Raw genomic sequence first — 12,928 nt, forward strand, 5'->3', positions numbered from 1 at the left:
CCGTTGGTCACCCGCGGACACATCGACTTCGGTCGAGTGTGGTCCTCCTCTTGTTGCGCCTGACCCGGCAGCGGGCCGCCTGACCGGCCCTTCCCTCCCTCGGTGATCCCGTCGCGGGCCGAGTTCCTCGTATCTCACCGGGCGCACGCTGCCGCCGCATCCCTGATGTGACGTTCCACGCGCCATCACGCCTGCCCGTCGTCACACGTGCCACCACCCGTCGTCACACGTGCCGCCACCCGTCGTGTCCGCCCGTCATCGCGCCTCCAGCCGTCACACGTGCTCCCGTTCCACTTCCACCGTGTCCCGCGGTCCGTCCAGGGTCGGCTTCGGCCTGCCCGGCGCCGGTGCACAACTCCTGTCTCCGCTCAGCCCTCTCCATCCTCTCCTCGCATTGCCCCTGGCTCTCCTTCGCCCCCCCCCTTCGCTCTCCTGCTCGAAAGGTCCGTCATGCCTGTGGAGTTCCTCGGTATCGCCGCCACCCACGACGGGTCGGAGACGAATCCCCGCTCCGGCGCCGCGTTCGACAAGGAGTACACGCTCAAGCTCGCCCGCGCCCATGAGGACCACGGCTGGGACCGGGTGCTGTTCGCGTACGGTTCGGGCTCGCCCGATCCCGCTCCGGCCGCCGCGTACATCGCCTCCCGGCTGGACGGACTCCAGATCCTGCTCGCGCACCGGCCGAACGTCTCGTATCCGACCTTCGCCGCCAAGACCTTCGCCACACTGGACCAGATCAGCGACGGCCGTCTCACGGTCCACTTCATCACCGGCGGCAACGACCACGAGCAGGGGCGCGAGGGCGACACACTCACCAAGGACCGGCGTTACGCCCGCACTCGCGAGTACATCGAGATCGTCAAGCGGATCTGGACTTCGCACGAGGCCTTCGACCACGAGGGCGAGCACTACCGGTTCCACGACTTCGTCAGCGATGTCTTTCCCGTCCAACAGCCGCGGCCCGATGTCTCGTTCGGCGGATCGTCGGCCGCCGCGTACGAGGCCGGAGGCGCCGAGGCGGACATCTACGCCCTGTGGGGTGAGCCGCTGGACAGGACGGCCGAGCAGATCGAGGCGGTGAAGGCCGCGGCGCGTGCGGCCGGCCGCACGACCGCGCCCCGTATCCAGGTGGCCTTCCGGCCGATCATCGCTCCGACGGAGGAACTCGCCTGGGAGAAGGCGCACCGGACGGTGGCCGCGATCAAGGCCCGCAAGGAGAAGGGCGAGGCAGCCGTGGTGCGCCATCACCGCCGAGGAGAGCCGGAGAACGCCGGGTCGCAACGCCTGATCTCGATCGCGGAGTCGGGTGAACGCTACGACCGGGCGCTGTGGACCCCGACCGCAGCCGCCACCGGGGGCGCGGGCAACTCCAACGCGCTGGTGGGCACACCGGAGACGGTCGCCCAAGCCCTGCTCGACTACTACGACCTCGGGGTGGACATCATCTCCGCCCGCGGATACGACCTGCTGGGCGACGCCATCGACTTCGGCCGGCATGTCATTCCGCTGGTACGCGAAGAGGTCGCCAAGCGGGACGCGGAGCGCGCGGCCCGTGCCCCGCGGACGCTGGTCGAGGCCGGCTGATGACCTCCGTTGCCGAGCCCGGCGCTCTGACCTGGTTGCGGACCCGGGTCTCGGACCCGCTGGTGGGGCCGATGCTGCGGGAGCTGGGGGACGAGTACTCCAGCCGCTACGGCAAGGACGCGCACCGCGAGCTGGCCCGTTACCCGGCAGAGGAGTTCGACCCGCCGCACGGGGTTCTGCTGCTTTTGCTGGAGCACGGCGAGCCGGTCGCCGGAGGGGCGTTCCGCCGTTACGACCACACCGACAGCACCGACAGCACCGACAGCACCGACAGCACCGACAGCACCGTCAACGGCACCGACACCGACACCGACACCGTCAACGGCACCGACGCCCCGGCCGGCATCAACAGCACGACCGCCGAGCTGAAGCGGATCTGGACCCACTCGGCCCATCGGCGGCGGGGGTTGGCCCGGCTGGTGGTCGCCGAGCTGGAGCGCGTCGCCGCCGACCACGGCTACCGCCGGATCTTCCTCACCACCGGGCCGCGTCAGCCGGAGGCCCGGGGGCTGTATCTGACGACCGGATACACACCGCTCTTCGACACGAGCGCCGATCCGGAGACCATCGGCCCTCTCGCCTTCGAAAAACATCTCTCCGACCGTTCCCCGGCCTCCGCCGAAAGCCTTACCGGAAGAAAGGCATGACCCCGTGCACACCCTGATCCCGAGCCGTCATCGGCCCGTGCGCCACCCGGTGACCGCCGCGCTTGCGGCCGCCCTGCTCCTGCCTGCCCTGGCGGGGTGCGGAACGGGCCCGGCTGCCGGGCAGGAGAGCGCGGGCGGAGCCGCGCCCGCGCCGTCGGAGAATGTCACGGCGTCACTGATGAAGGACGCCTCGCTGGCGAAGCTGCTGCCCGAGGACGTACGGGAGCGGGGAACGCTCCGGATCGCCGCTTCCGTGGGGGCGCCGCCCAGCGCCTACTTCCCCAGCGCGTCGAGCCGCCTGCCCGCGGGGCAGGACATCGACATCGCCGATGCCGTGGGCAAGCTCCTGGGGCTGAGGCTGGAGCGCCAGGAGGCCGGATTCGAGACGATCCTGCCCGCGCTCGGCAGTGGCAAGTACGACGTGGGCACCGGAAACTTCGGGGTGACCGACGAGCGCCGCCGGACGATCGACTTCGTCACCTACATCAATGACGGTCAGGGGTTCTCCGTCCGTAAGGACGACAAGAGCCTCGGCAAGGTGACCCGGCTCGACCAGCTGTGCGGCAAGACCGTCGGGGTGGGGGCGGGCACCACTTTCGAGACCACTCTCAACTCCCGGAAGGGCGTCTGCGCCGACGCGGGCAAGAAGCCGTACACGGTCAATGTGTACTCCGACAACGGCGCGCTGCTCACCAGCCTCCAGCAGAACCGGGTCGAAGTGGTCATGTCGACGATCAACGGCCTGCGTCACCAGGCGGATCAGCCGGCGGCCGGGGTCCGGTTCCTCAACGAATTCCACCGGCTCGACGTGGGATTCGCCTTCAAGAAGAACTCCCCGCTGCTCAAGGCGTTCCAGGGAGCCGTGAACAAGCTGATCGACGACGGCACCTACGGCCAGATCCTCGACAAGTGGGGAACGACGGAATCCGCCATCGAGGAGTCCCGGATCAGCCCGCCCGAGAAGAAGTAGAAGAAGCAGAAGAAGTAGAAGAAGCAGCCGACAGGAGCCTCCGATGACATCCCCCACCGGCACCGCCGCCACCCGGTCGGCGCCCGAACCACCCGGGAAGGTCCGGCCGTCCGCACCACCGGCACCGTCCGGCACCGATCCCGCCTCCGGGGGCCCCTCCTGCGAGGACCCCGCCACCTTGAAGGTCGTGCCCGCACGCCACTACTGGCGCTGGGTGGCCGGCGTGGCCACGCTTGTCGTCGTCGCGCAGTTCATCCACGGTCTGGTCACCAACCCGGGCTGGGAATGGGACACCTTCTTCCTCTACCTGTCCACCGACACCGTGCTCAAGGCCGTCTGGGTGACGCTCCAACTCACCGCGTACGGAACGGCCCTGGGCTTCGCACTCGGCGTCGTCCTCGCGTTCATGCGGCTGAGCAGAAGCGTCATTCTGCAGACCGTCGCCTGGACGTACATCTGGGCCTTCCGTTCCATCCCACTCATCGTGCAACTGCTGTTCTGGTTCAACCTGGCCTATCTCTACGAGGAGTTGGGAATCGGCATCCCCTTCGGCCCGGTCCTGTGGAGCTTCGACACGATGAACCTGGTGGGGGCGCTCTCGGCCGCCGTCATCGGGCTCGCGCTGCATCAGGCCGCATACGCGGCGGAGATCATCCGTGGCGGGATCATCTCGGTCGACGCCGGGCAACTGGAAGCCGCCGCCGCCCTGGGCATCCCCCGGCTGCGCCAACTGCGCCGCATTCTGCTGCCGCAGGCCATGCGCGGCATCCTCCCCAACGCCGCCAACGAGGTCATCTCCCTCTTCAAGGGCACCTCGATCGTCTCCGTGATGGCCATCGGGGAGCTGTTCTACCAAGTGCAGGTGATCTACGGGCGTAACGGGCGGGTCGTCCCCCTGCTCATGGTCGCCACCGTCTGGTACATCCTGCTGACCACCCTGCTGACCCTCGCCCAGTACTACGTGGAGCGGCACTTCGCCCGCGGTGCGGAACGCACGCCCCCGCCCACGCCGTTCCAGCGGGCCCGCGCCTTCACCCGCAGGATGCGGGCCACTGCCGCCACCGGAGGATTCCCACGATGAGCACCGACACCCGGCCGCCTTCCCCGCTCGCCTCCGCCGATCCGGGCGCCGACCCCGTACCGGCGACCGACCCCGATCCGGCCGCCGACGGCGCTCTGATGGTCGATGTGCGCGGCGTCCACAAGAGCTTCGGCACCCTGGAGGTGCTGCGCGGGGTCGACCTCCAGGTCCGCGCCGGAGAGGTCACCGTCGTACTCGGCCCCTCGGGCTCCGGGAAGTCGACGCTGCTGCGCGCCATCAACCACCTCGAACGGCTGGACCGCGGATACGTCAGCATCGATGGCGAGCTGGTCGGCTATCGCCGCTCCGGCTCCAAGCTGCATGAACTCAAGGAGCGTGAGGTACTCAAGCAGCGCATGCACATCGGATTCGTGTTCCAGAACTTCCATCTCTTCCCCCATCTCACCGTGGTGGAGAACATCATCGAGGCCCCGGTCTCGGCGCTGCGCCGGCCCCGCAAGGCCGCCGTCGAACAGGCCGAACGGCTGCTGGAGCGGGTGGGACTCACCGACAAGGCCGGGGCCTATCCGCGGCAGCTCTCCGGCGGCCAGCAGCAGCGCGTGGCCATCGCCCGCGCTCTCGCGCCGGAGCCGAAGGTGCTGCTCTTCGACGAGCCCACCTCGGCGCTGGACCCCGAGTTGGTGGGTGAGGTCCTCGATGTCATCAAGGATCTGGCCCGTACCGGCACCACCATGATCGTCGTCACGCATGAGATCGGCTTCGCCCGTGAGGTCGCCGACACCGTCGTCTTCATGGACGAGGGAGTGGTCGTCGAGCAGGGCCCACCCGCCGAGGTGCTCGACCGTCCGCGGCACGAACGCACCAAGGCGTTCCTGTCCAAGGTCCTGTGACCTACGGACGTCCTGTCTCCCGGCCGTATTTCCTCCCCTTCCTCCCCCTCCCCGTTCGCGCCGCGCCTCCCACCTTCGACAAGGAGCTCCTCGTGCCACCCCGCCGCATCCTCCGCGCCTCCGCCGCCCTGCTCGGCCTCGTCACCGCCTTCTCGCTCACCGGATGCGGGAACTCCGCCGACGGCACCACGGGCGGGACCGCGGCGAAGGGCGGTGGGAAGAACGGCCTCCAGATCAACCTGGGCCCCGACCAGAAGCGGGTCACCGCGGCCAAGGTGGACTCCATCGCCGCACTGGTGCCGGCGGCCATCCGGAAGCGGGGCACCCTGGAGGTCGTCAACTCGGCTGGTTCCGTGCCCCCGTTGACCTTCTACGCGACCGACGACAAGACCGTGATCGGTGTGGAACCGGACATCGCCTCGCTGGTGGCGGATGTGCTCGGGCTCAAGCTGCACTACAACCCGGTCGACTGGGCGAACATCTTCGTCGGTCTCGACAGCGGCAAGTACGACATCGGCCTCAGCAACATCACCGTCACCGAGGAGCGCAAGGAGAAGTACGATTTCGCGACCTACCGGCTGGACAACATCGCCTTCGAGGCCAAGAAGGGCACCGGCTGGCGGGTGAAGGGCCCGAAGGACGTGGCGGGCAGGAGCATCGGGGTCTCCTCCGGCACCAACCAGGAGAAACTGCTGGTCGACTGGAACAAGGAGAACGTGCGGGAGGGGCGCAAGCCCACCGACATCAAGATCTACCAGAACACCAGCGACTACTATCTGGCGCTCGGCTCCGGGCGCCTCGACGCCTATCTGGGGCCGAACCCGGTCGCCGCCTACCATGCGGCCTCCACCGGGCAGACCGAGATCGTCGGTACATTCTCGGGAGCGGGCAGCGCCGTGCAGGGCAAGATCGCGGCCACCGCCAAGAAGGACAACGGCCTGATCAAGCCGGTTCACGAGGCGCTCAACACCGTGATCAAGAACGGCGCGTACGGGAAGGTCCTGAAGCGCTGGGGACTGCCGAACGAGGCGGTGCCCTCTTCGGAGCTCAACCCCGTGGGGCTGCCGAAGACGGCCTCGTAGACGGCCCGCTCCCCGGACGGCCGCCTCCACGCCCTGGCCGCTCCGGGCCGTACCTGTGACGTGCGACGTGCGACGCGTGACGTGCGACCCGCGACCCGCGACCCGCGACCCGCGACCCGCGACGGGGAACCGTGGCCGCGACGATGGCCGTGCCCCGCGCTCGCCGTACGTCCGAACGGGTTGTCGGCGTTCCCGCCCGTGTGTCGACCGCCCCAGGAGCGACCGGCGGCACAGCTCCCCGCAGAGACTCGCGAGCGTGACGGACAATCAAGGAGAAGACCGACGGCGCCGCCAGGACCCGGGGAACACGGCCGCTGACACCGCCGGCGCGCCGGTCATCGCGGAGAAGCCCGACGCGGAGCAGTCCATGCTGCTGCGGCTGGTGGGGCGGGAGTGGGGGCGGGTGTCCGCCGCTCCGGGCACCTGGCGCGACGCGCTGCCGGTGGATCCCGATGTCGGCAGCTATCCCGAGCCCGCGCAGATCGTGCCGGCCCGCTTCGGCCGTTTCGTACGGGTGCCCCCGTTCGGCGGGAGACCGTCCGGTGCGGACGTGGGCGAGGTGGAGGCCGAAGGGGACGGCGCGGGCCAGGCCGGGCGTTTCGGCGCCCGCCTGCGACGGGCGGTCCTGGGGGCGCCGTTGAGGAGTACGGCGATCGCGCGCGAGCACATGCGCAAGATCGTGGCGTTGCCCGTTCTCTCGGCGGACGCGCTGTCCTCGGTCGCGTACGGCCCCGAGGCCTTGCTCGCGGTGCTGGTGCTCGGTGGTACGGCGGGTCTCGGCTACTCGGTGCCGGTGTCCCTGGCGATCGTCTTCCTGATGCTGGCGGTCGGGTTGTCGTACCGCCAGACGATCCGCGCGTATCCGCACGGTGGCGGGTCGTACATCGTCGCGACGGACAATCTGGGGCGTGTACCGGGGCTGATGGCCGCGGCCGGTCTGATGACCGACTACATCCTGACCGTCGCCGTCTCCGTCTCGTCCGGGATGGCGGCGGTCACCTCGGCGCTCCCCCAACTGGCCGATGATGTCGTCCTGATCGGGGTGCTGGTCATCGCGGTCCTGCTCGCGGGGAACCTGCGGGGCGTCCGGCAGGCCGGCGCACTGTTCGCGGCGCCCACGTACGCCTTCATCATCGCCATTCTGGCGCTGGTGGGGGCCGGTGTGTACGAGGCGGCCGGCCGGGGCTTCGAGCCCTTGCCGACCCCGCCGCTCCACGCGACCGAGAGCGTCGGCCTGCTGCTGGTGATGCGGGCCTTCGCCTCCGGCTCGACGGCGATGACCGGGATCGAGGCGATCTCCAACGCGGTGCCCGCCTTCCGGCCCGTCGCCTGGCGCAACGCGCGTACGACGCTGTCGTGGATGATCGGGCTGCTCATCACCCTGTTCGCCGGCACGGTCGCCATGGTGTACCTGGAGGGTGTCGTCCCGCGGTCGCAGGAGACCGTACTGTCCCAACTGGCCCATCACAGCTTCGGGTCGGGCGGCATGTATGTCTTTACGCAGGCGGCGACCGCGCTGGTGCTCCTGCTCGCGGCGAACACCGCGTACAACGACTTCCCCCGGGTGCTGTTCCTGCTGGCGCGCGACAGCCAGGCGCCGAGAATCTTCCTGCGACTGGGAGACCGGCTGGCCTTCAGCAACGGAATCATCGTGCTGTCCGTGGCGGCGGCGGTCGTCTATGTCGCGTTCGACGGCAGGACGGCGACGCTGATTCCGCTCTACGCCGTCGGTGTGTTTCTCGCTTTCACCCTGTCACAGAGCGGCATGGTCGTGCATTGGTGGCGCAGGCGCGACCGGCACTGGCGCAAGAGCCTGTGTTTCAACGCGACCGGCGCTCTGCTCTCCGCGGTCGTCTTCATCACGGCCGGCATCACCAAGTTCACGGAGGGCGCGTGGCTCGCCATTCTGGCCGTCGCCGGGTTCCTGCTCGTGACGACGCGCATCCGGCGTCACTACGACATGGTGCGGCGGGCGTTGCGCCTTCGCCCGCAGATGATCGAGATTCCCAGCCGTACGATCTCGCCGCGGCCCGGGGCCCACGCACCGGCGGAGCCCACCCCGCGCGTACCGTCCACGCCCTCCGTGCCGCCGGTGCCGTCCGGCGGGGACCGGGACTCGGAGAGCGAGGACACCCCCGAGGAGATCCGCCATCTGTCCCTCGTCCCGATCGACGCGCTGCACCAGGCGAGCATGCGCGCCCTGGCGTATGCGGCGTCCCTCCAACAGCCCGTCCTCGTCCTGCATGTCAGCCCCAGCGACGAGGACGCCGAACGCTTCCGTGAGAGCTGGCACCTCTGGGGAGACCATCTCCCGCTGCGCATCGTGATCTCCCCCTACCGGGCGGTCGTGGCGCCGCTGATCAGTTACATCGAGTCGCTGCACCGCCAACGCCCGGACCTGACCATCACCGTCATCCTCCCGGAGATCGTCGTACGGCACCGGTGGCACCGTGTGCTCCACAGCCACCTGGCGGGACGGCTGCGGCGCGCCCTGCGGCCCCTGCCGAAGATCGTGGTGACCACCGTGCCCTTCCATGTGCACGACGGTGGTCGATGAAAATCAGACCACACGGTCATGCACAACTCCCTTGCCCAAGAGTCGGTTTGACCGCCGGGTCGCCCGCGACGGTCCCGCTGGTCACCCACGGAGAACGGGCAGGTCGGGGCCGATGGTGAGGGTTACGGTGCCGGGGGCGGCCCGGTCGGAGACGGTGGGGTCGAGTCCGGGGATCCTCTCGGCAAGGGCCTTGGCCTGGCCTGCGAGGCCCTGCGGATAGGTGAGGGTGCTCCGTCCCACCGGTTCGGGGGCGTTGCCGGTCGCGGTGATCCGGAAGCCGAGTTCGCTCAGCCGGCCTGCGACCGCGCGGGCCTTGCCGCTGGTGTCGGTGCCGTTGAGGACCGCTACCGGAACGGTGTTGGCGGCGGGGGGCAGTTGGCCGGCCGCCTTCTTGAGCCGGGCCCCGGTCATCTCACGGTCGGCCGTGAGCGCGGTGAACAACTGCCGGGCCGCGGGCGGGTTCCACACCACATTGGCCAGGTCCCCGGGCACATCCCGTGCCCGGGGGTAGTGGGGGACGGTCAGGAACTCGATCCGGTCGGTGGGCAGACCCTTGACGCCGGAGGCCAGTTCGTAGAGAGGCCGGAGTCCGGCCAGATCGGGGTCGGTGGTCAGTGACTTGGTGGCCGAGTCGAGAAAGCCGTACAGCGCCTTGGGGTTGTACAGCCTGGCCTTGGCCTTCGTGGTGAGGGCCCGCATGAACTCCTGCTGGCGGCCGATACGGCCGATGTCCGTTCCGTCACCGAGGCTGTAGCGGGCCCGCACATAACCGAGGGCCTGGTCGTCCTTGACCGTCTGGCACCCCGCCCGGAGGTCCAGATGCGCTCGTGTGTCGTGGATGGGCCGCGTGGGACAGACCTCGACGCCGCCCAGAGCGTTGACCATGCCGGTGAACCCCCGGAAGTCCACGATCATGAAGTGATCGACCCGTACACGGGTGTTCTGCTCGACGGTCTTGATCGCGCAGGCGGCGGCCTTGGCGGTGTCGCCCGTGGCGCCGCCGATCGCGAACGCGGCGTTGATCTTGAAGTGGTGCGGTACGGACGAGGTGCCGTTGCCCTGCTCGCAGGCGGGGATCCGTACCCAGGAGTCGCGGGGGAAGGAGACCACGGTGGCCCACCGCCGGCTTCCGCCGACATGCAGCAGCATCAGGGTGTCGGACTGCATCGTGGTCAGACCCCGGCCGTAGGCGTCGCCCAGCCCCCGGCGGCTGTCGGAGCCGATGACCAGGATGTTCTCGCCGCCCCTGGTGGCCCCGGGCCGGTTGTCGCCGAGCGCGTCGTCCACGCCCGCGCCGTGGATGTTGCCGCTGAGCTCGGTGTAGAACCAGCCGCCCGTCCCGGCCGTTCCCAGCACCAGGACGGCGGCGGCCAGGGCGATCCACAGGCCTACGCGTGTACGCGGCGGCCGTCCGCGCTGCCCACCGGGTGACGGCGGGCCGGGCCGGCCCATCCGTCTGATTGCTGCTGCGTTCACTGCGTCAGGCTCCTCACTGCGTCGATCACGGCCGCCGTGCTCGGTACGGATCACGGCGGCGCGCCGTCGAACTTCCACCTGGAGAACAGCGGACCCGGCCCGCTGGGCACGGTGGGCCGGGTCATCGTGACGCTGGAGATACCGGAAGGGGCGGGCCACGGCGGCACGTACGTCGGACGGCTCTGTCCAGTGGCCCCGTATCCGGGGGTGCCGTGTAGTGGGTGGTGCCCTTAGGCCCTGTCCGGCGGATCCCCACCCATGTTCGAGAAGTGCCGCCCCGGTGCAACAGGAGACGCGATGTCAGCAGACACCTCCGCCGTACCTTCTCCTCGTGGGCGGACGCTCCGGCTGCTGAGGGGAGCGGCCCGCGTCCTGGCCGCGGCCGGGCTCGCGGTGGACGCCTATCTGCACGCGCGGCTGGCCGACCAGTACGACACCGTCTCAGCGAGCATCAGCCAGGGCACGCTCTTCCGTATCGAGGCCGGGCTGGCCGCGCTCGCGGCGCTGGTCGTCCTGGTCTGGCGCCGGGTGCCGGGCGACCTCTTCGCCTGGGCGGTCGCGGCGGGAGGCCTCGCGCTCCTGCTGGTCTACCGCTATGTCGACGTCGGCGAACTGGGCCCGATCCCGAACATGTACGAGCCCCTCTGGTACGGCGAAAAGAGACTCACCGCGCTCGCCGAGGCGGTCGCTGTCGTCGCCACGGTCTTTCTGCTGCTCACCTACCCCCACCGGCGCCGGCGGCGCGCGAGGAAGCCCCTCTGACTCCGACAGGACGATGCCGCCCCGGGCACCGGATACCGGTGCCCGGGGCGGCATCGTCCTGACATCACCCGGCGGCGAGTTTGCGCAACTGCTCGCCGTCGTAGATGACCTCGGCACGCACGAGGGCTCCGTGCTCGACCGTCAGCAGCTCGGCGGCGGTGGTCGTGCCCGGCACCTGCGGGAGGTGCCATTCCACGATCGAGCACACCAGATCACCGTCGGAGAACTGGTGACGGACCGTGAAATCCTGGGCAATGGGTCCGAACTGGGCTGCCATTTCCCGGAATCCCTCGGGTGAATCGAAAGAACCGACGGGTCCGACGAAGGTGAAGTCCTCCGCGAGCGGAACGTGGGTCATATCGCCATTTCGATTGATCCAGGCGTCGTAATACCGCTCGACAGCATCCGGCGCAGTCATGATCGAACCCCTATTTCCGTAGTCCTTCAGGACACCCGAACCAGGCTCGCACGCGCGACATACCACAGCAACAGGAAGGGAGCCGGACCATCGATTCCCCACCCGAATACCGACGGGCCGGGAACGATCCGGAAGCAGAACGACCCACGGGTCACCGGCCGATTCGCTCGACCAGTTCTCGCAGTTCCGGATCTGCGCCCAGTCTGTCGAATGCGGCGGCGAGCGTCTGCGAATACACGGGCATCGCTTCGCCCAGCATCTCGCGTCCCGCCGGGGTGATCGTGGTGAATACGCCGCGCCGGTCGCGCTGGTTCAGGTTCCGCTCGACAAGATCCTCCCGCTCCAGCCGGGCGACCAGGCGACTGACGGAACTCTGATTCAGGCCGACGGTGTCCGCGAGCACCTGCATACGCAGCCCATCGGTCCCCTGCGCCTCGGCGAGCGCCTCCAGTGCGCTGTACTCCGTGAGGGAGAGCCCGAACCGATCCTGCAACGAGCGTCCCACCATGGCGGACACACGCGCGTGGAACATCGCGAGCTGGTTCCAGGCACCCTGCTCCTGGTCGCTGGCGTGACGTTCGGACATCGCTCTCTTCATGGCCACCATCCTCCCGACGACTGAGAAGCCGCACCGAGAAGGAGCGTCTCGAATAGATGCGCAAGCCCTCAGCAAGCTTGTAAAGTTGCGCACATTAGTTGTGCGTCACTATACATTGCATACATCTTACCCCGGCAGGGCACTGGTATGTCCGCCGGGAGCGAGAGTGCCACGCACGCCGGTCGCGGGAGTCACGTTCGACAGCGCGCCGACGGTTTGACATTCACATACCGGCGCGGTTCCTCGCCGCTTCGCGGGACAGCCCTCCCGCCCGGCGCCCGCGCGATGATCTCGAACCGCTCGGACCGCGACAATCGCACACTGTCCTCCAGACGCTCGACATGGGTCAGATACGAATTCGCCGGCCCCGCCCCCAGCACCGCGCGTAGAGCGGCACGAGCACCGCGCGCCGACTGCGCCAGCGCCTCGTAATGATGCGATGTCACCGGGGACTTGGCGATCAGCTCGATCTCGAACCCTCCCTCGCTCAGCTCGTCCGCCCACTGCTGCGAGGCGCGCCGGCCCTCGGCCTTCGCCGCCACACCGGCCCCCGCTCCGGGCTCCGGACCTGTCCGCGCTTCGGCCCAGGCGCCCGATCCCGTATCGGTTCCGGTATCCGTTCCGGCGACGACGATGACGCCCCGTCCGGCCGCGAGCAGCCCGCGCCAGGCGCGCAGCGCGGCGGGGACCGAAACCGACGGCCAGCAGTCCAGCGCCACCAGCGCGTCGAACCGGGGGCCTGAAACGCCGAAGGATCCACCGGTGCTGTCGCTCTCGCGCACCGCGTGGATCCTGAATTCCTCGAGCTGTGGCCGCGAGGTTCCTCGCTCACACAGTTGTCCGTCTATATCCAGTATTCGCTCCCCCGGCTGCACACCGGCACGTGCCAATAACTGACGGAC

12 protein-coding genes are annotated in these 12,928 nt (G+C 69.1%); 8 read left to right on the top strand and 4 right to left on the bottom strand.

Going from position 1 to position 12,928, the window contains the following annotated elements; all coding sequences use genetic code 11:
• Nucleotides 1-450: 450 nt before the first annotated feature.
• The 7 genes from ACIOJD_RS24410 (at nucleotide 451) to ACIOJD_RS24440 (ending at nucleotide 8,772) form a co-directional block, all read left to right on the top strand.
• Nucleotides 451-1,584: an LLM class flavin-dependent oxidoreductase gene (locus tag ACIOJD_RS24410; protein ID WP_401917406.1), complete on the top strand. Its 1,134-nt coding sequence runs from the start codon at nucleotides 451-453 to the stop codon at nucleotides 1,582-1,584.
• On the top strand, nucleotides 1,584-2,231 hold the full coding sequence (locus tag ACIOJD_RS24415; protein WP_401917408.1) for a GNAT family N-acetyltransferase: 648 nt from the start codon (nucleotides 1,584-1,586) through the stop codon (nucleotides 2,229-2,231). The genes ACIOJD_RS24410 and ACIOJD_RS24415 overlap by 1 nt, the downstream gene beginning before the upstream one ends.
• Before the next feature lie 4 nt (nucleotides 2,232-2,235).
• Entirely contained in the window at nucleotides 2,236-3,201 is a 966-nt protein-coding gene (locus ACIOJD_RS24420) for an ABC transporter substrate-binding protein (protein WP_401917410.1), read from the top strand.
• A gap of 43 nt (nucleotides 3,202-3,244) precedes the next feature.
• The gene (locus ACIOJD_RS24425; protein ID WP_401917412.1) at nucleotides 3,245-4,282 is read left to right on the top strand and encodes an amino acid ABC transporter permease; all 1,038 of its coding nucleotides are present in this window, start codon (nucleotides 3,245-3,247) and stop codon (nucleotides 4,280-4,282) included.
• Nucleotides 4,283-4,380: 98 nt separating this feature from the next.
• Nucleotides 4,381-5,133 carry an amino acid ABC transporter ATP-binding protein gene (locus ACIOJD_RS24430; RefSeq protein WP_401918031.1) on the top strand — a complete coding sequence of 251 codons (753 nt, stop codon included), beginning with the start codon at nucleotides 4,381-4,383 and terminating at the stop codon, nucleotides 5,131-5,133.
• A gap of 92 nt (nucleotides 5,134-5,225) precedes the next feature.
• Nucleotides 5,226-6,215: an ABC transporter substrate-binding protein gene (locus ACIOJD_RS24435; protein WP_401917414.1), complete on the top strand. Its 990-nt coding sequence runs from the start codon at nucleotides 5,226-5,228 to the stop codon at nucleotides 6,213-6,215.
• A gap of 667 nt (nucleotides 6,216-6,882) precedes the next feature.
• A complete protein-coding gene (locus tag ACIOJD_RS24440; protein ID WP_401918033.1) occupies nucleotides 6,883-8,772 on the top strand; it encodes an APC family permease in 1,890 nt (629 codons plus the stop codon).
• An 81-nt stretch (nucleotides 8,773-8,853) separates the two neighbouring features.
• Here the strand turns inward: ACIOJD_RS24440 and ACIOJD_RS24445 are convergent, their stop codons facing one another.
• Nucleotides 8,854-10,248 (bottom strand): LCP family protein, encoded by a 1,395-nt coding sequence (locus ACIOJD_RS24445; protein ID WP_401917416.1) that lies wholly within the window; start codon nucleotides 10,246-10,248, stop codon nucleotides 8,854-8,856.
• 297 nt (nucleotides 10,249-10,545) lie between these two features.
• On the opposite strand from ACIOJD_RS24445, the gene ACIOJD_RS24450 reads away from it, so the two are divergent.
• Nucleotides 10,546-11,010 (top strand): hypothetical protein, encoded by a 465-nt coding sequence (locus ACIOJD_RS24450; RefSeq protein ID WP_401917418.1) that lies wholly within the window; start codon nucleotides 10,546-10,548, stop codon nucleotides 11,008-11,010.
• 64 nt (nucleotides 11,011-11,074) lie between these two features.
• Here the strand turns inward: ACIOJD_RS24450 and ACIOJD_RS24455 are convergent, their stop codons facing one another.
• The 3 genes from ACIOJD_RS24455 to ACIOJD_RS24465 all read right to left on the bottom strand — a co-directional run bounded on the left by ACIOJD_RS24455 (nucleotide 11,075) and on the right by ACIOJD_RS24465 (nucleotide 12,808).
• On the bottom strand, nucleotides 11,075-11,428 hold the full coding sequence (locus ACIOJD_RS24455; protein WP_401917420.1) for a nuclear transport factor 2 family protein: 354 nt from the start codon (nucleotides 11,426-11,428) through the stop codon (nucleotides 11,075-11,077).
• A gap of 151 nt (nucleotides 11,429-11,579) precedes the next feature.
• The gene (locus ACIOJD_RS24460; RefSeq protein WP_401917422.1) at nucleotides 11,580-12,026 is read right to left on the bottom strand and encodes a MarR family winged helix-turn-helix transcriptional regulator; all 447 of its coding nucleotides are present in this window, start codon (nucleotides 12,024-12,026) and stop codon (nucleotides 11,580-11,582) included.
• 191 nt (nucleotides 12,027-12,217) lie between these two features.
• On the bottom strand, nucleotides 12,218-12,808 hold the full coding sequence (locus ACIOJD_RS24465) for a hypothetical protein (protein ID WP_401917424.1): 591 nt from the start codon (nucleotides 12,806-12,808) through the stop codon (nucleotides 12,218-12,220).
• Between the last annotated feature and the right edge of the window lie 120 nt (nucleotides 12,809-12,928).

The sequence above is a fragment of the Streptomyces sp. NPDC088116 genome (assembly GCF_044741745.1).
Classification (GTDB): Bacteria; Actinomycetota; Actinomycetes; order Streptomycetales; family Streptomycetaceae; genus Streptomyces.

Bases quoted from the DNA above. Each gene is read 5' to 3' on its own strand.
- ACIOJD_RS24410 (WP_401917406.1), top strand. From the start codon at position 451: ATGCCTGTGGAGTTCCTCGGTATCGCCGCCACCCACGACGGGTCGGAG.
- ACIOJD_RS24415 (WP_401917408.1), top strand. From the start codon at position 1,584: ATGACCTCCGTTGCCGAGCCCGGCGCTCTGACCTGGTTGCGGACCCGG.
- ACIOJD_RS24425 (WP_401917412.1), top strand. From the start codon at position 3,245: ATGACATCCCCCACCGGCACCGCCGCCACCCGGTCGGCGCCCGAACCA.
- ACIOJD_RS24430 (WP_401918031.1), top strand. From the start codon at position 4,381: ATGGTCGATGTGCGCGGCGTCCACAAGAGCTTCGGCACCCTGGAGGTG.
- ACIOJD_RS24440 (WP_401918033.1), top strand. From the start codon at position 6,883: ATGCGCAAGATCGTGGCGTTGCCCGTTCTCTCGGCGGACGCGCTGTCC.
- ACIOJD_RS24450 (WP_401917418.1), top strand. From the start codon at position 10,546: ATGTCAGCAGACACCTCCGCCGTACCTTCTCCTCGTGGGCGGACGCTC.
- ACIOJD_RS24455 (WP_401917420.1), bottom strand. From the start codon at position 11,428: ATGACTGCGCCGGATGCTGTCGAGCGGTATTACGACGCCTGGATCAAT.
- ACIOJD_RS24460 (WP_401917422.1), bottom strand. From the start codon at position 12,026: ATGAAGAGAGCGATGTCCGAACGTCACGCCAGCGACCAGGAGCAGGGT.